The organism is Clostridium sp. AF27-5AA (assembly GCF_003478415.1).
GTDB classification, from domain to species: domain Bacteria; phylum Bacillota; class Clostridia; order Lachnospirales; family Lachnospiraceae; genus Otoolea; species Otoolea fessa.
This window is the reverse complement of record NZ_QUFH01000006.1, coordinates 105,843-123,725: the sequence shown is the minus strand read 5'-3', so window position 1 is coordinate 123,725 and position 17,883 is coordinate 105,843. Positions and strand designations below refer to the sequence as shown.

The window sequence follows — 17,883 nt, the reverse complement described above, 5'->3', positions numbered from 1 at the left end:
TATAAATCGCTCCCGCGGCATTTTCTACAAAAACCCCTTTTTATCCAGCATTTACTTATAAGTGTTATACAAAAAATCGAATACGAGTTTCTTTTTGGTACGGCAAAATGACTTGACTGGACAGCAGATTTTAGGTATACTTGCATATAGGTACATTTTACAAAATAAGAGCGGAGGAAATTAAACTATGAAGTGTCTTATCATTGACAAAGTATACGCTGGTATTGCTGAAGAACTCAGCAAATACATGGAAGTTAAAACTGCAGAGAATCTGCCGTCCACCAAGGATCAGTTATTAGCTGAAATCGGTGACGTAGACGTTCTGATCATGCGTGTAGATCCGAAGATCGATCAGGAGATCATCGACGCTGCTAAGAACCTGAAGGTTATCGGCGTTTGCTCCGTTGGTCTGAACCACATTGATATGGACTATGCAAAATCCAAAGGAATCCAGATCTTCAACGCACCGGGCTTAAACGCTAACGCAGTTGCAGAGCTGACCATTTCCAAGATGTTAGATATCTCCCGTGGTACTTTCACAGCTAACTACGATGTAAAAGTAAAACACGAGTGGAACAAATATAAATTCGAAGGTCGTGAGCTTCGCGGCAAGACTCTGGGTGTTATGGGCTTCGGTCGTATCGGTAAGAGAGTCGGCGAACTTGGTCGTGCATTTGGTATGACTATCGTTGCTTACGATCCATTCCTGAAACCGGAAGATTTCGAGAAAGAGCATGCAACTGGCATGTCCGTAGACGAGATGTTAAAGGTAGCTGATTTCGTATCTATCCACGTACCGCTGACACCAGATACAAAGGATCTGTTCAACGCTAAGTCCATCGCTGAGATGAAGGATGACGCAGTTGTTCTGAACATGAGCCGTGGTGGTATCGTAAACGAGAAAGATATGTACGAGGCTCTGAAAGCTGGCAAGATCGGCGGCTACGCAGCAGACGTTATGGAGAACGAGCTGGCTGGCAGCGGTCTGACAGGTGATGATACATTCGCAAGCCCGCTGTTTGAGTGCGATAACTTCATCGTTTCCCCGCACATCGGTGCTCAGTCCGTAGATGCTTCCAGAGACATCGGACTTCACATCATTTCCAAGGTAAAAGAGGCTCTTTCCCTGTAATCAGGAAACCAGTCTTATACTCATATAGGAAATCCTGCGGAAATCGTTCTGCAGAAACTGCATAAAGACAGGAACCGGATGATACTCTCGCCGGTTCCTGTTTTTTTGTTTCATAGGAAACTACTGGAATACCACTGGTTCCTCCAGCAGTTCCGTCCGCAGCACAATATACGGATACGACGGCTCTTCCCCGGTCGGCTCGCTTCTCTCCGGTCCTTTTAACTCGGTCTTGACGATGATCGAATTGTCCGTCAGGTACAACTCCGGAACCGTAATGCTGTAACCGCCGGTCTCCTGCTTGCCGTACCCGGCAGCTATGTAGAGGTCATTTCCGCTTGTGTAAGTTAGGCGGAAGGAATCGTTCTTCTTTTCTTCTATGATCTGCGCCAGCTCCTGCGGCGTCTCATCGGGACCTATGACGGCAAATTCCAGATCCCGCAATTTTTCTGCCTGTTTTTCACCGCCGCATGCAACCGCATAGACCCCCGCCAGAAAGATTCCCATCACAACCATAAGGCTTAGAAGCCATTTTTTCCTGCTTTTCTTACTTTTCATCAAATAAAAAACCTCCCGCTCCCCTGCACGCAGCCACGCGGCAAAATGCTTTGATTTACTGCATTTTATGAAGCGGAAGGTTGTGATATTCAATCTTTTTTCCTTTTTCCCTGGCATACGCCAGCAGCCGGTCGTTCGCCGCCGCCCAGCCCCCATACTGCCTGCGGCACGCAATCACGCACTGGCACGCATCCAGACATTCTCTGGCTTCTTGTTCCTTTTCCTCTGATATTTCTTCAAATGCGGGGACTGCAATCAATCTGGACGCCAATGTACAAGCCGCCGGATAATCTAAGTCGGCTTCCGATACGATCCCTGCCGCAAACGTGGTTCCAGCTCTCTGAAGCTGCCAGAAGACAGCGCGCCCGCTTCCTCCTCCTGCCAGCACAAACACCTCTGGTGCCCCCTCCGGACGCGGAAGCTCCATACTGCCGCCTGTCTGACGGAAGCGCCCTTCCTCGATCTGGAAAAGCTCGGAAAGATGTTCCGGAGTCAGCATCTCTTCCGGGCGTCCAAACCGGCTTTCCTGCCCCGGGCTGACGCACAACACCCAGTCAGAGACGCGCTCCGCCAGATCAAGTTCATGAATGGATAAAATGACTGCCACCTTCTTGCGGCGCGCCAGCTCCTGCAAGACCGACATAAATTCCAGCTTATAACGGATATCCAGATAGGAAGTCGGCTCATCGAGAAGCAGCAGTTCCGGCTCCTGGCAGAGCGCCCGCGCCAGCATCACCCGCTGCCGCTGACCGTCGCTGAGCGTCTGGAAGTCCCGCTCCCGAAGCTCTGATACCTGCACTGCCTCCATCGCCTCATCAACTGCCTTCCAGTCCTCCTCCGAGAGGACACCAAACCGTCCCGTGTACGGATAACGCCCGGCTGCCACAACATCCCGGCAGGTCATCCACTCTGCATGGACCTTTTCCGTAAACATGACCGCCATCCGCCGTGCGCGCTCCGTTCCCTTCATTCCCAGAAGGTCCGCGCCGTCCAGGTAAACCGCGCCTCCCAGAGGGGGAAGCTGCGCGGCGACACTCTTTAAAATGGTCGATTTTCCGGCTCCATTCGGTCCGACTAAAGTCAGGATCTCACCCTTCCTTATCCCGATCCGGACTGGATTTAAGATCTGTTTTCCACCGTATCCAACCTGTAAGTTCTCTGTATAAAAGTAGATCTTCTCCTCAGTTTCTGGATTCATGGTATTTTCTCCTCTGCTTCTCTATGCTTCAGGTGCTCTTTCGATGTTTCCGCATCATCACAAAAATCACGACCGGCGCACCGAAGACAGCTGTTACCGTGCTGATGCTCAATTCCGTCGGGGCAAAGACCGTCCGCGCCAGCCAGTCGCTGATCAGGCAGAACACGCTTCCGCCCAGGAAACAGCCCGGAATCAGCACCAGCGGTCTTGTATCGGCAAACAGCCAGCGGATCAGATGCGGAACCGCGATTCCAACAAAGGAAACCGGACCGGCAAATGCCGCTACGCAGCCAGATAATATGCTGGACAAAATCACCATAAAGAAACGCAGTTGTGCAACACTGACTCCCATGCTTTTCGCATACGTCTCCCCCATCTGGTATGCGCCGATCGGCTTGGATAACAGAAACACCGCTGCCGCTGAGACAAAGGTCACGCCCGCCATGACTGCCACATTTTCCCAGGTCATACCAGAAAAACTTCCGCGCGACCAGTTATGCAGGTTGACAATATCCGCATCGCTGGCGAAGGTCACAACAAAATCCGTGATTGCCGAGCAAATATAGCCGATCATCACGCCCCCGACGATCAGCATCGCCATCTGTTCCATTTTCCGCGCGACCAGGAGCACAAACAGCATAGAGAGAAGCGCTCCGGCAAATGCCGCTGCCACCAGCATCCCCGAATTGATCGTAATATTCCATTCCAGAAATCCGACCATCACAAGTGCTACCAAAAGCTTTGAACCAGAAGAAATTCCCAGCACAAAGGGACCCGCGATCGGATTGTGGAAAAAGGTCTGTAACAGATACCCTGACAGTGCCAGCGCCCCGCCAAGGATCAGCGCCGCCAGCGCGCGCGGCAGACGGATCTCCCAGATGATCGTCCACGCCATTCCACGCAGCTTAGGCTCCCGCAGTTCCTGTAAAAATTCCATGATCGGAACCGATACACTGCCTGAACAGACACTCCAGATAAGCGACAGGAGCAGCAGCATAATCAGAAGCAGAAATGCGCCTGCGATCCGCACCTGTCTGCCTGCCTGCGCCAGGTTTCTTTGTTTTTTTTCCTGTTTTTGTCTGTTTGCTTCTGATACTGAACGCATCGTTTCTCCTATCTATCTTTATTACACTTTCCATCCTCACGACTGCAATTTATACAGATATGTCCCATCTTCCTGGCTTCCGCTGAAAATCGCATGGATATCTTCCAGCATTGCTCCAACCGACATGGATTCCTGATAGAGATTCTTCGTCGTGCACCAGACATTTCCCGCCTGTACCGCCTTGAAATCCTTGAGAACCGGCGCTTTTGCCAAAAGCTCCGAAATTGAGTGAATCTCCCCGTCGATTGTACTGTTATAAATCAGATAATCGGATTCTTTCGCGGCTGCATAAAATTCTTCCATCTGCATATTGACGGTCGAAGACCGCTTTCCGTCATCCCCCAGATGCCCGAATATGTATCTGCCGCCCGCTAATTCTATCATTTTCGGTATATAATCAGAGGAACGGCGCACGTTCACGCTGCCCTGGTTCGTAATATAGAAAAATGCCGCCGACGGCTTTTCCGCCTGTGCCGTCTGTTCTGTTTTTACGCTCCCGCCTGCGTTCTCCGCATCCGAACCTTCTTCTGTAACACGCTGCAAAGCCGCTTCCTGCTTTGCAAATGCCGCTTCCGCCTCTTTTTCTTTTCCGGTCAGCACTCCATACAGGCGGATCCATTCCGTCCGCCCCAGCGGATGTGCTTCGTAGCTGGAATGATCCACAAGTACCGGGATTCCGAAACTTTCCAGCTTTTCTTTTACCTCCGGCGAATGAAGAATCATCGTATTTTCTATTGCCAGACCGCAGCCCTCCGAGACGATCCGCTCATAATCCGGTTCGCTGTACTTGCCTGCGTAGAGAATTGACCCATTCTCCATCGCCTCCTTTGCCTCCGGGATGTACCAGCCCGACGCATCGGTTCCCGAAAACCGGATATCCGGGAGCGCTCCCAGCATCCGGAACATATCCATGGTCGCGGTCGCTACCAGATAAATCTGTTTGACCGGGCGCTTAAGCACCTGGATCGAATCTGGAAGATCTTCCGGCACCTTTCCGCCCTCTGGAATCAGAAGAAAACGGCTTCCATCCGCAACCGAAACTGCTTCGTACTGCATCCCGTCCGCATCCTCATAGGTATCAACCGCAAACTGGGTCGCATAGGCAAGCTCCATCCGCGATTTCCAGGTCAGGGACGCACTGATCGCCTCACCCGGCTGTGGAAGTGATGCCTCCGCCACCTGTGCATCCACGTTTTCTGCCGGCTGGGACACTTTCGAACCTTTACCCGCCTCATTGGATGTCTCACTGGCAGATGTAGACGACGCTGCCACCACCGCACTCTTTCCCGTATTTCCACAGCCACTCAAGAGCAGCACCCCCATAAGCGACAGCCCTGCCAGCCTAAGTAACCTTTTCTTTCCCGTTATCCATCCTATTTTCTTCATTTTCCCACTCCGCCTCTCTCACATGCGCCACATACAGCTTCCGGATCGCCTCAACCTCTCCCAGTCCCCGGATGCGGCATTCCACCTGGTATCCGGCGCGTTCCAGGCGGCTCTTCCAGGAATCCTCCTTTTCACCTGCCATATCCTGATTCGCATGGTCGCCTGCAACCACCATGAGTGGCTGCAGCACTGCCCTCTGATAGTGTTTCTGCGCGCCCAATTTCTCGATCACCGCCTGTAAATCCGGCTGCGCCTCCACGGTTCCGATGTAATAATTTGCATAACCGCCCGCGATCATCCTATCCTGCATCTTCTGATACACCTGATTGGAAGCCGCGTCCGTCCCATGCCCCATCAGACAGAGTGCCGTTTTTCCATCGTCATATCCGCCCAATTCTCCTGCCATCGCCCGGATCACCGCATCCAGATCCGCTTCACTGGCAAGAAGCGGTGCTCCCAGCGCCAGCCGTTCAAAACGCCCCTGATTCGCTTCCACTTCCGCTTTTACATCCATGTATTCAAATCCATCCATCAGATGGGTCGGCTGCACAATCAGACTTTTAATCCCATCGGCTGCTGCCCGGTCAAGTGCCTCCTTCAAATTGTCGATCGACCGTTGATCCCGCTTTTTCAATTTATCAATGATCCTCTGGCTGGTAAATGCCCGGCGCACCTCATATGACGGAAATGCCTCCGCCACTGCACGCTCAACCGCTCCGATCGTCTTTTCTCGGCTGTCATTGTAGCTTGTCCCGAAGCTGACTACCAGGATTGCCTGTCTTGGTTCCATCTATCCATTCTTCCTCTTTGTTTTTTATCTTTCAATTCAGAATTTTCCCGTTCCTCCTACGCTGCCATATGCCTGAATCTGGCTGACATATAGCTTTATGAATCGAAGCTACTATAGCATATTTTGAAATAGTTTGCAATGAAGCAGAAAAAATGGCACTCCGCCCGTCCAGGCGGAATGCCCCTTTTTCTGCTTTCAGCTCCAATTTTACCAGCTTTTCTATTCCTCGTCCCGGCTGCACGCGCGCAGCTGGTGCTCATGCTCATATTTTTCTTTCGTCGCCATCCCGCCCCGGATATGGCGTTCCGCTTTGTTGATGTCCAGTACCACACGCGCCCGGGATGCAAGCAGCGGATTGATATGGGAAAGGCGCTCGGCCACATCTTTATGCACGGTAGATTTACTGATCCCAAATTTCCGGGCCGCCTGTCGCACTGTCGCATTGTAGTCTATGATGTAATTAGCGATCGCAACCGCCCGTTCCTCGATATATTCCTTCATGGGAGTTCCCCTGAGAACGTTTTTTACATCTTATTACATCTGTTTCCGGTTTATGCAAATTCCCTTTCCCAAACAAAAACACTGCCGATTAGTAGTTCTCCGCACGGCGGTGTTTCCGCAAGTCGTTTCTCTTCACGCCAGCTTCCCACTCTGCCTTCTCCTCATCGGTCTCAACAAGCAGTCCCGGAACTTCCATCGGATGCTCGTTTTCATCCAGCGCTACCATAACCACATAAGCGGTATTAACCAGTTTACGCGCGCCGCTTAAAGACTCTACGAATGTATCGACGCGCACTTCCATGGAGGTTCTGCCGACATAAGTCAGCTTACCCTCGATAATCAGGGTATTGTTCAGGTGGACTGCCTCTTTGAACTGCAGGTTATCAACCGATGCAGTTGTCGGATTGCAGTGCGCGTGGCGGCGCGCAACAACGGTCGCTACAATGTCGATCCATTCCATCAGCTGACCGCCAAACAAACGACCAGCACCATTTAAGTGACTATTTAATACAAGCTGTGTCTGGATAACAGCTGAATCCGCTACGCGGCGCATCATTCTTTCTTCCATAATTTATTTCTCCTTTCGAGAAGGATGCCTCTTCCAATCTCCCGCTTTCGAAGGACTTCCCTGTGATATGGTACCTAGTATACTGGCTTTCCCTCAAATTTGCAAGTATTCCGCCGCAAAAATTCTGAATCTTTTTAGTTATACATCCTATTGGCAGTAAACTATAAATGTTAAAAAACGACCGAAGAATCTGGGAGCAGCGTCTGTTGTCTTTCGCTGACTCCCATCATCTTCAGCCGTTCTCTTATTTATCCTCTTCCCGCGCCGTGATCATCCGATAGATGAAATCCACGGTTCCATCGATACCGTAGCTGGCACTGTTGATACAGAGATCATAGTTGTTGGAATGTCCCCAGTTTCGGTTTGTATAGTAATGATAGTACTGGCTATGGACATGATCCAGATGCTTTAACATATGGCGTGCCTGCTTGACCGTCAGGGAGCTATCAATCTCCATCGCACGTTTGATACGCTGCTCAAACGGCGCCGTGATGTAGATACTGATATGCGGGATGTTGTTATTTGCCATGATAGCATCTCCGCATCGTCCCAGAATAACAAAATCTTCCTTCTTCGCCATGTCAACCAGAAGGTCGCTCTCGTTGAAGAAGACCGCATCACGCTTCGGCAGTCCGTGGAAACGGCTGAACTCGCGCATGCGCTGGCGCAGGGTCAGATGGCGCTCCGGGATGAATGCCTCACTCGGGTTTACATTGGCATCCTGATCGTGCGCCGGCTCTTTCTTGATTCCCGGCTTGATTCCGTAGCTGACAGAATCCTGTATAGAATCTTTCTGAGCCTCAAGACGTTTCAGAACCGCTTCAAAGATCTCCGCGTCGTAGAAATTGATTTTCAACTTATCTGCCAGCTTAAATCCGATATTTACACCGCCGCTTCCGTAGGTCCAGCTGATACATACGATCAGGTGGTCATTTTCGGAGAAACGGTTTTTCAGGTTAAATGTATTCAGCTTCGCCAGCTCTGCGTTGATAACGTCGCCGCTCGCGAAACTGGTCGGCAGACTCATGACTTCGGTCAGAATCCGGTTGTACTCGGTCATGACGAGCTTCCGCTCTTCCTTATTCTCGATGGTACGCGCCATGTTTCCGATCAGGGCAATCTCACTTCGAACCAGGTTACCCTGCGGGCGTGTCAGCATCAGATGAGTCAGCTCATCCACGCAGCGCTTCCGGTCACGGTTGAAAACACGTCCCAGAGAAGAACCTAACTGTGCATAAACCTCCGCATCCAGATCGTAAATACTCTCCGCCAGTTCACGGATTCGTTTTTCATCTCTTCCAGGCACCGTGCTGCCCGGCTTCTTCCCTGCTGAATCCTTTTCGGCTGCATTTTCCGCACCCGTTACTTCATTCGCATACTGGGCGCTGTCCTTTTCAAGCGCCTGCTGCGTCTGATTTTCCATATTATCTGTATTGGTATGTTCCTGATTGTTGCTCATCGTCACTCACCCCCTATAAAAAGAATAACAGCATATCAAGTGCAAAGACCGGAACCAGAATACCGAGCGACCAGAGCAGATATCCGAAGAAGGACGGCATACGCACACCGTTTTCATCCGCAATCGACTTAACCATGAAGTTCGGTGCATTTCCGATGTAGGTGTTCGCACCCATAAATACCGCACCACAGGAGATCGCCATCAGCATCTTGATCGGAACCGTTCCTAACGTCGTCACCATGCCCTCCGTAAATCCAAGCGCACCTGCCGTTGTTAAAAATACCAGATAGGTCGGCGTGTTATCCAGGAAGCTGGACAGCAGACCGGTCGCCCAGAACATTTCAAATGGCTCGGAGATGCCCAGGTTCGCGCCATTTGCTTTCAGAATCATCAGGGCTGGCTGCATCGTGATGAAAATACCGATAAACAGAACTGCAACCTCCTGAATCGCGCCCCAGGTAAAGTGGTTCTCACGGCGGATCTCAACCTTCGTGGTCTTGAAGGACAGGAAGGCCGCCACCAGAATGATCACAATCTCAATGATGGCCGGATAGCTTAATTCTACCTCTCCAAACAGGTGGATGCCAAGCACCTTTCCGGCTGCATCCTGGAACTGCGGCATGGACGGTAAGGTACCGCTTAAAATAACGGCTGCCACGATCATAACCAGGAAAATCAGGTTGTGCGCGCCGCGCAGCTTCACTTCGGTACCCGGTTTGCTGATATCCGGTTTCAGACCGCTCGCGATATCCTGACGATATGCCCTCTTATCAATAAAATAGAAGATTGTCAGCAGCACCAGCATATTGAAGAATAAGATCGGCGCCAGATGTAAGCTCCAAAAGAACGGTACGCCGCGCATGAAGCCCATCAGCAGAGGCGGGTCACCGATCGGGGTCAGACATCCGCCGATGTTGGATACAAGGAAAATAAAGAAGATAATGATATGACGTTTCTTCTTTCTCCATGCATTCATCTTGACAACCGGACGAATCATCAGCATACTGGCACCGGTCGTACCGATCCAGCTTGAAAGCAGGGTTCCCAGTGCCAGTAATCCCACATTGACACGCGGAGAACCTGCCAGGTCACCGGACATCGTGATATTACCGGCAACGCAGAAAAGTCCAAATAACAAAATAATAAAGGTCAAATAGTCATTGACCAGACATTCCAGAACCGTTTCCAGTGCTGTTCCCGCACTGTAACGCATCGCAAACGGAATGATAAAAAGAATTGACCAAAGAGCAACCGCATGAGGCTGGTGCTCTTCCCACCATTCTGCCTTCACAAGCGGCAGAATCGCAATACAGAGAAGCAGTCCCGCAAATGGAATACACATCCAGAGCGGCACAGAGGATGCCGATGCACCGCCTTCCTGTTCTGCTGCCAGAGCCGTCATCGGATTTGCCATCAAAAATAATCCCAGGCTCGCGCAAAACGCACTCAATCTTTTCACCTTCGTAACCTCCCAACTTTTTTCTTTTTTTACATTTTCCTATTTCAGCCACCCATTATAACAAGTTTATTTCCTAAATACAACCGTGTTTTTCACGTTGTAAGCGTGATTTTCCGTGAATTTTTCGTTAAAAGTACCTTATATTAATTCTTATTAATAAGTGTTGTAAGCCTGTGCTCATAACATAAACAAATACCTCTTTTGTGTATAGAAATTATGTATAATACTGTAATTTCACAAATGATATATTTAATTCTACTATGAAACAAAAAACCGCCCGCCGATATCCCGACAGACGCTTCCTACATTCACATATAACTTTTTCTTGAAATATACTCTCTTTCCAGAGTTCATATTTCAATTCCATATCTTCCCCGCCATCTTCCATCTTTTTCCTGCAGCTGTTTTCGCGCTTCATTTTAAGCCAGCCGCCCGATCTCTCGCGGTATTCTTTCGTGGTTTCTTTTTCGATATGTGCCAGTTGGCAAATCTGCCGCTGTATAACCTGCTCTTTCGCAGCGTTCACACATATTCTCTCTTGAACCTGTTTTATTATAGCGCTTTTTTGTAAAATTTATTTCCGCTTTTTTGTCAAATCTTTGTAAAAAAATCAAGCAGCAAATTGGAGAAACTGTCTCATTTACTTTTTATCTTCTTTATGCTATAGTTAGCCTGTATTTTGCATTCAGATGTATTACGAATCCATTCGGAAATTCCGGTGTCATCCCGTGCTGGAATACTCAATGTCTTATCGTGTTTTATAAATATCAGAAGGATTTTCAGGAGTATTGTATTCATGCAGGCGAATATATTTAAGATCAAACGAAATGAATTGGCTGACGGTTCCGGGCTGCGGACTACGATTTATTTTAAAGGATGCCCCCTGCGCTGTGTCTGGTGTTCAACACCGCAGGCGCATGAGCGCCCGACCCGGATTCTCTGGGACAGCAAGCACTGTCTCTACTGCAATCTCTGTGTCAGCGAATGTCCCACCGGAAGTCTGACATTTTCAGACAACCGTCTCACCTTTACCCCGGACACCTGTACATTCTGCCGTGTCTGTACGGATCACTGTCCGTCCCGAATGCTTCATTTCGTCGGTCAGATGATGGATATGGATGAAATCATGGAAAAAATTCTTGCCGACCGGGAGCTCTATGGAAATGGCGGCGTCATTCTCTCCGGCGGCGATCCGCTGATGCAGCCGGAAGCAGCCACCGCCGTCCTGAAAAAATGTAAAGAACACGGCATCCGCACCGCGATTGAGACGACCGCTTTCGCCAAACCGCTGGCTTTCTCCCGCTTCATCGCCAACGCGGACATGATTATCATCGATTTAAAACATTATTCTGAAAAGAAATATGTCCAGTTCACCGGCGTCTCAAATCATTCGATTCTGGAAAATCTGGACTTTGCCGTCTCTATCGGAAAAAAAGTGGCGGTCCGCATTACCATTACCCCCGGCATCAACGACACGCTCATCGATGCCCGCAGGTATGCCCACCTTTTGTCTGAGCACCACATCAGACATGTAATTCTGCTCTCCTATTCAAATCTGGGGATCATTAAATATGAAAAATACACGCAATCTCCGGCGCTTGCCCGCGAGCAGACCTTCTCCGGCCAGGATATGGAGAATTATGCGAATATGCTGCGCGGACTGGGGTTTGATGTGCAGATTGAGCAGTAGGGAGGCGGCAGGATTTTTCCATTGCCGCCTCCCATACATTTTTCTATCGATTCGTTACTGTTCACGCATACATGCCCAGTAACGGAATTTGCCGCATTTTTACATTGATTCCCCTTTTTTCCCAATTTTTCATTGCTTTTTTTTCCTCCCAATGCTATAATGTGTTCAATATCTAATTTATTTATCAAAAAATGAACAAGAATCATTTGCAAAAATCCTCATTTTTACAAATGATTTAAAAGGAGGTTTCCCATGCAAAATCCACAATCCCAAACAGCGCCAGAGCCAAAACGCCTGGACTGGACCACGATGGTCGTCCCATTTCTTCTTATTATAATACTCTGTCTCTGCTTTCTGGCTGCGCCAGATGCATCCAAGGCAGTGTTGGAAAATCTCCGGAGCTTTCTCGGGGAAAACTTCGGTGTCGGCTACCTTGCCATCGGACTCGGCATTTTTCTTCTGTCAATCTACATCGCCTTTTCCCGCTACGGAACCATCCGGCTCGGAAAACCGGATGAGAAGCCGCTCTATTCCAATTTTGCCTGGGGTTCGATGATGTTTACCTCCGGACTTGCGGCGGACATTCTCTTTTACTCCCTGTGTGAGTGGGTTCTCTACGCCAATGACCCGCATCTGGCAGAAATGGGCAGTATTCAGGACTGGGCGAGCACATACCCGCTCTTTCACTGGGGTCCGATCCCGTGGGGCTTCTATGTCGTGCTCGCCGCTGCCTTTGGCTTCATGCTTCATGTGCGCGGCTGCCATAAACAGAAATACTCCGAAGCCTGCCGCCCGATCCTCGGAAAACACACAGACGGTCTTGCCGGAACCCTGATTGATCTGATGGCGGTCTTCGCACTGCTGGCCGGCACAACCACGACTTTTACGCTGGCGACCCCTCTGATGAGCCAGATCGTCTCCGAACTCTTCGGATTCAGCGACACCCGCCTCATCACCATCGCGATTCTGGCAGTCACCTGCCTGGTATACACCGTTTCCGTCGTGCGCGGCATGAAGGGCATCCAGAAGCTCGCGGCGTCCTGCGTCTACCTCTTCTTCGCTCTTCTGGCATATGTGCTGCTGTTTGGCGGTGAAGCACGCTATATCATCGAAACCGGCTTTTCCTCCATCGGAAATCTGGTACAGAACTTTATCGGACTCTCCACCTACACCGACCCACAGCGCACCACCTCATTTCCGCAGACATGGACAATGTTCTACTGGGCATACTGGATGGTCTGGTGCGTCGCTGCCCCGTTCTTCATCGGAACCATCTCTCGTGGGCGTACGATCCGGCAGACGATCCTCGGCGGCTACGTGTTCGGGCTTGGCGGCACGTTTGTAAGCTTTATTATCCTCGGAAACTACAGCCTGGGACTCCAGGTGTTCGGAAAACTGGATGTCATGGGGCTTTATGCCGCCAGTGGCGACCTCTATTCCACAATCACTGCCATCATCCGCACGCTTCCGCTCGCCCCGATGGTCCTCGTTCTGCTCGCGGCGGCGATGATCGCCTTCTATGCCACCAGCTTTGACGCGATCGTACTGGTTGCCTCCGCCTACTCCTACAAGAACCTGACAAGCGAGGACGAACCGCACATGGCGATCAAAACCTTCTGGTCCCTGAGCCTGATTCTACTGCCGATGGTCCTCATTTTCAGTGATAATTCAATGGCAAACCTGCAGACCGTGTCCATCATTGCAGCATTTCCGATCGCGTTTATCATTCTCCTGATCGTGGCGGCGTTTTTTAAGGATGCGAAGAAATATCTTTCCAGCTGCTATGGTATTGAACGAATTGATTGATTGATTAAAAATATCCCGAATGCACTTTCCGATGCATTCGGGATATTTTTCTTTATCTATAAGCTCTCCCGCAGATACTCCCGCGTCACACTCCGCTCCGCTTCCAGCATCTCCTTCGGTGTCCCGGCAAAGAGCAGACTGCCGCCTGCGAGTCCGCCGCCCGGTCCAAGCTCCACGATATAGTCGGCGTCCTTCATCACATCCAGGCTGTGCTCGATGATAAACAGCGTATTGCCCTGATCGGTCATCCGGTTGAAAAGCTTCATCAGACGGCGGATATCGTCGAGATGCAGCCCGTCAGTCGGCTCATCCAGAATAAATATCTGTCCCCGCTCATCCAGCTTGCTCGCCAGCTTCACACGCTGCAGCTCGCCGCCGGAAAGCGTCGTCATCGACTGATTCAGATGCAGGTAACCGAGTCCGACCTGTACCAGCGTATCGAGTTTCTTCACAAAATCCGCATCTTCAAAGAACTGGATCGCCTGACGGACGGTCATATCCATGACTTCCGCAATATTCTTTCCCTTGTACTGATATTTCAGCACTTCCTCCGAATACCGCGTTCCGTGGCAGACCTCGCAGACCGTCTCGATCGAGTCCATATATGCCATATCCGATATAATCACACCTTTACCCTGACACGCCGGGCAGGCGCCCTTGGAATTGAAACTGAAATATGCCTGTGCGACATGGTTCGCTTTCGCAAAAAGCGCCCGGATCGCATCCGCGATATCCAGATACGTCGCCGGGGTCGAACGCAGATTGATACCGATATCCTTCTGCCGGATCGAGATCACCTCGCCTGAATACTGGCTCATAAAATATTCCATCAGGGAGCTTTTTCCCGAACCAGCCACACCGGCGATGACCGTCATCACGCCAAGCGGCAGTTTTACGCTCAGATCTTTTAAGTTATGAAGCTTCGCGTGCTCGACCTGATACCATCCGGTCGGCTTGCGGTACTCCATCTTCATCGGCGTTTTCGTCCGCAGCATCCGCCCGGTCACAGTGTCCGCTTTCAAAAGGTTCTCGTAGCTTCCCTGATACATGATCTGTCCACCGTTTATGCCCGCTTCCGGTCCCATATCCACAATGTGATCCGCCAGCGCGATGACTTCCCGGTGGTGTTCCACAATCATCACGGTATTTCCGTGCTCTTTCAGCTTGATCAGCGAATTTTTAAGATTCTGGATATCGCGCGAATGCAGTCCGACGCTTGGCTCATCAAGCACATACATCATATCGGTAAGCGGCGAATTGATGTAACGCGCGATCTTGATACGCTGCGCCTCGCCGCCGGAGAGAGTGTCTGTTCCACGGCTTAAAGAAAGATAGCTGAGTCCGATCTCAATCAGCGCATTCATCCGCTTCAGGATCTCGGTCTTGATATCGCGCGCCAGCGGATCATCGATCTGGCGGATAAACTCTGCCGCCTCCGGAATCGGCATATCCGAAACCTCGCAGATATTTTTCCCGTTAATCAGGCAGCTCCGGATCTTCGCATTCAGTCTCGCCCCGTGGCACTCCGGACACGTAAAGGTGCTGACAATGCGATCCAGCTCTTTCTTATGAAGCTGTCCTTCCTTAGATGTAATGATACTGCGGTACATACGCGGATAAATGCCCTCATACTTCGCGGATTTCGGCCAGTTTGCCGGCGGGTTTTTCAGGCGGATCTGCGGCGAATAGAGAAATAAATCCATCTCCTCTTTCGAATAATCCTTGATCTTCTTGTCCAAATCAAACAGACCGCTGTACGCGTACCGCTTCCACCGCCATGCGCCGGTCGTGAACGCCGGCCACTGGATAACACCCTCATCGTTTAGGCATTTATCAAAATCCACCAGCTTGTGGATGTCCAGCTCCGTCACAACGCCCAAGCCCTCACAGCGCTCACACTTGCCGCTCGGATGGTTGAAGGAAAAGCTGTCCGAATAGCCGACAAACGGTTTGCCCACACGTGAGAAGAGCAGGCGCAGCAGCGCATAGATATCGGTGTATGTGCCGACCGTTGAGCGGGAGTTTGCCACCGGCTTTTTCTGATCGATCACGATCGTGACCGGAAGATTCTCCATGCGCTCAACCTCCGGACGACCATATTTCGGCAGAAACTGCTGGACAAAACTTGGAAATGTCACATTCAGCTCCCGCCGCGACTCTGCCGCAATCGTATCAAGGCAGAGCGATGATTTGCCCGAACCGGACACACCGGTAAAAACCGTGATTTTCTTTTTCGGAATTTTCAACGACACATGTTTCAAGTTATTTTCCGTTGCATTCACAATGCTTATGTACTCCTGATTTTCTCGTTCCATCTGGCATTCTTCCTTTCTTGAGCTGCATTTTCCCGTCCCAGGTTCCTTTATTTTAAAGGTACTCAATGCTATCCTGATCTGTACGCGGCTATCACGCACAAAAGCAGACAGAAAATACCCCTAAGAAGCATTTTCCGTCTGCTTTTTTATTTGACTTCCTGCTTTACACGCACTCCACCGAACAGCAGAGGCATTGTCTTTCTTGTATACTCTCCAAGCGCATAGCCACCGTCTGAAATGCAGTAATCATAGATGATTGCCCTCTCGCAGAGTGCATACATATGTGCAATCTCGTAATATGGCATACTGCGGGTAATCTGCCCCCGGCGCTGCCCCTCATCGACCAGCTGATTTACCATCTTATAGTAAAAACGGTTCTGGTTTAAAAGATGCTTATCCCCCTTTGTCACCACCTGTGAGGAATAGAGTGACGCCAGAAGCCCTACCGGGATATCCGACTCTATCAGATCATGTACACTGAAGCAGAGCGTCATAAGCTTGTCAAAGCTGTCCATCTCCGGATCCAGCGCCTGCATTACCTCTTCATACTTTGCATCAAAGATCTCTGGAAGAGATGCCAGAAGCTCATCCTTTCCACTATAATAATGATAGAAGCTTCCCTTTGATGTTCCAGACTGCAGGATAATCTCATCGATCGTCGTCTCCTCATATCCCTTCTCATGAAACAATTTCCATGCAACACGGGCAATTTTTGCTTTTGTGTTATTACCCTTCGCCATTTGCCTTTTACCTCTTAACTTCTCAATAATCGTAATTTCAGGGAAACATTCCTGGTCATCTAATTTACCTTTTTGTTTACCTGAATCCAGCCGAAAGCAGAGTGGATAATCTTCCTCATCTGCTTTCGACAATTTAATTTATTTTATCATTCTTTTCCTGTGAAGTAAAGAGATTGTTCATAGTGTCTATTTTTAATACCGTTTTCACGTCCGGTGAACTTTGGTATGTGCATGGCAGCTGCACTGGGGATGCACCGGAACTTCTATCAGATCCGTGGACCACGTTTTGGCATCAATGAACAGCATTTTTCCAATCAGCGGCTCTCCCTTGCCCAAAAGAAGCTTCAATACTTCTGCCGCCTGCATACACCCGATCATGCCGGGAATCACGCCAAGCACACCATAAGCAGCCGAATTCGGGTTTCCGGATGGGTCCTCTGCCTCCGGACAGAGACAGCGCAGACATGGTCCGTCCGATGCGAACACGGTAACCTGTCCCGCAAATTCACAGATAGCTCCATATACATCCGGCTTTCCCAGCTTCATACATGTGTCACTCAGCAGATAGCGGGTTGGAAAATTATCCGAAGCATCCACAATCACATCAAACTTTGCAAGAATTTCTTCTGCATTTTCAGCTGTAATCCCCTCTGGGTATAATTCTACCTGCACCGAATGGTTCCGGCTCTGAAGCTGCTCCGCCGCCAGTTCTGCTTTTGCCTTTCCAATGTCCTGTTCCCGGTAAAGGATTTGCCGCTGCAGATTGCTGACATCCACCCGGTCAAAATCAGCAATCCCGATCGTACCGACTCCTGCTGCTGCCAGATAGAGGCTGACGGGAGATCCAAGTCCCCCCGCCCCGACTACCAGCACCCGGCTTTCCGCCAGCTTTTTCTGTCCTTCTTCTCCTACCTCCGGCAGGAGAATATTTCTTTTATAGCGTTCTTTGTCTATCTCCAAACCAGCGTCTCCTTTCTGAATCAACCGCCCCCCAGTAAATGATAAATCTTCAAATCATCTGCTTCTTCAAGTGTTACTTTATCATAGTCTTCTGGCCAGACCAGCTGCCCATTTACCTTCACGACCAGCTTGGGCCAGGTAAATTTCATGTGTTCCATCACACCCCTGATTGTCAGTCCTTCATGCCAGTCCGGATATGGACGGTTATTCAGTACCATT

16 protein-coding genes are annotated in these 17,883 nt (G+C 50.1%); 3 read left to right on the top strand and 13 right to left on the bottom strand.

The window, feature by feature from the left end; genetic code table 11:
• Positions 1–187: 187 nt before the first annotated feature.
• On the top strand, positions 188–1,132 hold the full coding sequence (locus DWY89_RS08205; RefSeq protein WP_118293385.1) for a D-2-hydroxyacid dehydrogenase: 945 nt from the start codon (positions 188–190) through the stop codon (positions 1,130–1,132).
• A 120-nt stretch (positions 1,133–1,252) separates the two neighbouring features.
• On the opposite strand, the gene DWY89_RS08200 is transcribed toward DWY89_RS08205, so the two are convergent.
• From DWY89_RS08200 to DWY89_RS08160, 9 genes are all read right to left on the bottom strand, one after another.
• On the bottom strand, positions 1,253–1,687 hold the full coding sequence (locus DWY89_RS08200; protein ID WP_107001425.1) for a protease complex subunit PrcB family protein: 435 nt from the start codon (positions 1,685–1,687) through the stop codon (positions 1,253–1,255).
• Between the two features lie 55 nt (positions 1,688–1,742).
• A complete protein-coding gene (locus DWY89_RS08195) occupies positions 1,743–2,885 on the bottom strand; it encodes an ABC transporter ATP-binding protein (protein WP_118523277.1) in 1,143 nt (380 codons plus the stop codon).
• A 28-nt stretch (positions 2,886–2,913) separates the two neighbouring features.
• Positions 2,914–3,990 (bottom strand): iron ABC transporter permease, encoded by a 1,077-nt coding sequence (locus tag DWY89_RS08190; RefSeq protein ID WP_118524579.1) that lies wholly within the window; start codon positions 3,988–3,990, stop codon positions 2,914–2,916.
• A 36-nt stretch (positions 3,991–4,026) separates the two neighbouring features.
• The gene (locus tag DWY89_RS08185; RefSeq protein WP_118523278.1) at positions 4,027–5,376 is read right to left on the bottom strand and encodes an ABC transporter substrate-binding protein; all 1,350 of its coding nucleotides are present in this window, start codon (positions 5,374–5,376) and stop codon (positions 4,027–4,029) included.
• Positions 5,333–6,166: a sirohydrochlorin cobaltochelatase gene (locus DWY89_RS08180; protein WP_118523279.1), complete on the bottom strand. Its 834-nt coding sequence runs from the start codon at positions 6,164–6,166 to the stop codon at positions 5,333–5,335. Before DWY89_RS08180 ends, DWY89_RS08185 begins: the two co-directional genes overlap by 44 nt.
• 219 nt (positions 6,167–6,385) lie before the next feature.
• The gene (gene spoIIID / locus DWY89_RS08175) at positions 6,386–6,667 is read right to left on the bottom strand and encodes a sporulation transcriptional regulator SpoIIID (RefSeq protein WP_118523280.1); all 282 of its coding nucleotides are present in this window, start codon (positions 6,665–6,667) and stop codon (positions 6,386–6,388) included.
• An 88-nt stretch (positions 6,668–6,755) separates the two neighbouring features.
• On the bottom strand, positions 6,756–7,235 hold the full coding sequence (locus DWY89_RS08170) for an acyl-CoA thioesterase (protein ID WP_022360313.1): 480 nt from the start codon (positions 7,233–7,235) through the stop codon (positions 6,756–6,758).
• Positions 7,236–7,479: 244 nt separating this feature from the next.
• Positions 7,480–8,694 carry a cytidylate kinase-like family protein gene (locus DWY89_RS08165; protein WP_022360314.1) on the bottom strand — a complete coding sequence of 405 codons (1,215 nt, stop codon included), beginning with the start codon at positions 8,692–8,694 and terminating at the stop codon, positions 7,480–7,482.
• Positions 8,695–8,707: 13 nt separating this feature from the next.
• Complete coding sequence (locus tag DWY89_RS08160; RefSeq protein ID WP_243022798.1) at positions 8,708–10,153, bottom strand: sodium:proton antiporter; 1,446 nt, start codon at positions 10,151–10,153, stop codon at positions 8,708–8,710.
• Between the two features lie 796 nt (positions 10,154–10,949).
• Between DWY89_RS08160 and DWY89_RS08150 the strand changes: the two genes are divergently transcribed.
• Together DWY89_RS08150 and DWY89_RS08145 are read left to right on the top strand one after the other, a co-directional pair.
• Positions 10,950–11,843 carry a glycyl-radical enzyme activating protein gene (locus DWY89_RS08150; protein ID WP_118523282.1) on the top strand — a complete coding sequence of 298 codons (894 nt, stop codon included), beginning with the start codon at positions 10,950–10,952 and terminating at the stop codon, positions 11,841–11,843.
• A 252-nt stretch (positions 11,844–12,095) separates the two neighbouring features.
• Entirely contained in the window at positions 12,096–13,649 is a 1,554-nt protein-coding gene (locus tag DWY89_RS08145; RefSeq protein WP_118523283.1) for a BCCT family transporter, read from the top strand.
• Positions 13,650–13,705: 56 nt separating this feature from the next.
• Here DWY89_RS08145 and DWY89_RS08140 read toward each other — a convergent pair whose 3' ends face one another.
• The 4 genes from DWY89_RS08140 to thiS all read right to left on the bottom strand — a co-directional run bounded on the left by DWY89_RS08140 (position 13,706) and on the right by thiS (position 17,882).
• On the bottom strand, positions 13,706–15,964 hold the full coding sequence (locus DWY89_RS08140; protein WP_118523284.1) for an excinuclease ABC subunit UvrA: 2,259 nt from the start codon (positions 15,962–15,964) through the stop codon (positions 13,706–13,708).
• Between the two features lie 146 nt (positions 15,965–16,110).
• On the bottom strand, positions 16,111–16,704 hold the full coding sequence (locus DWY89_RS08135; protein ID WP_107001407.1) for a TetR/AcrR family transcriptional regulator: 594 nt from the start codon (positions 16,702–16,704) through the stop codon (positions 16,111–16,113).
• A gap of 204 nt (positions 16,705–16,908) precedes the next feature.
• The gene (locus DWY89_RS08130; protein ID WP_182434540.1) at positions 16,909–17,664 is read right to left on the bottom strand and encodes a HesA/MoeB/ThiF family protein; all 756 of its coding nucleotides are present in this window, start codon (positions 17,662–17,664) and stop codon (positions 16,909–16,911) included.
• Positions 17,665–17,684: 20 nt separating this feature from the next.
• Positions 17,685–17,882 carry a sulfur carrier protein ThiS gene (gene thiS / locus DWY89_RS08125; RefSeq protein ID WP_022360324.1) on the bottom strand — a complete coding sequence of 66 codons (198 nt, stop codon included), beginning with the start codon at positions 17,880–17,882 and terminating at the stop codon, positions 17,685–17,687.
• Between the last annotated feature and the right edge of the window lies 1 nt (position 17,883).

Excerpts from the sequence above, each read along its gene's own strand:
- DWY89_RS08180 (WP_118523279.1), bottom strand. The coding sequence starts at position 6,166 with ATGGAACCAAGACAGGCAATCCTGGTAGTCAGCTTCGGGACAAGCTAC.
- DWY89_RS08140 (WP_118523284.1), bottom strand. The coding sequence starts at position 15,964 with ATGGAACGAGAAAATCAGGAGTACATAAGCATTGTGAATGCAACGGAA.
- thiS (WP_022360324.1), bottom strand. The coding sequence starts at position 17,882 with ATGGTACTGAATAACCGTCCATATCCGGACTGGCATGAAGGACTGACA.
- DWY89_RS08145 (WP_118523283.1), top strand. The coding sequence starts at position 12,096 with ATGCAAAATCCACAATCCCAAACAGCGCCAGAGCCAAAACGCCTGGAC.
- DWY89_RS08150 (WP_118523282.1), top strand. The coding sequence starts at position 10,950 with ATGCAGGCGAATATATTTAAGATCAAACGAAATGAATTGGCTGACGGT.
- DWY89_RS08195 (WP_118523277.1), bottom strand. The coding sequence starts at position 2,885 with ATGAATCCAGAAACTGAGGAGAAGATCTACTTTTATACAGAGAACTTA.
- DWY89_RS08170 (WP_022360313.1), bottom strand. The coding sequence starts at position 7,235 with ATGGAAGAAAGAATGATGCGCCGCGTAGCGGATTCAGCTGTTATCCAG.
- DWY89_RS08190 (WP_118524579.1), bottom strand. The coding sequence starts at position 3,990 with ATGCGTTCAGTATCAGAAGCAAACAGACAAAAACAGGAAAAAAAACAA.
- spoIIID (WP_118523280.1), bottom strand. The coding sequence starts at position 6,667 with ATGAAGGAATATATCGAGGAACGGGCGGTTGCGATCGCTAATTACATC.
- DWY89_RS08135 (WP_107001407.1), bottom strand. The coding sequence starts at position 16,704 with ATGGCGAAGGGTAATAACACAAAAGCAAAAATTGCCCGTGTTGCATGG.
- DWY89_RS08205 (WP_118293385.1), top strand. The coding sequence starts at position 188 with ATGAAGTGTCTTATCATTGACAAAGTATACGCTGGTATTGCTGAAGAA.
- DWY89_RS08200 (WP_107001425.1), bottom strand. The coding sequence starts at position 1,687 with ATGAAAAGTAAGAAAAGCAGGAAAAAATGGCTTCTAAGCCTTATGGTT.
- DWY89_RS08165 (WP_022360314.1), bottom strand. The coding sequence starts at position 8,694 with ATGAGCAACAATCAGGAACATACCAATACAGATAATATGGAAAATCAG.
- DWY89_RS08185 (WP_118523278.1), bottom strand. The coding sequence starts at position 5,376 with ATGAAGAAAATAGGATGGATAACGGGAAAGAAAAGGTTACTTAGGCTG.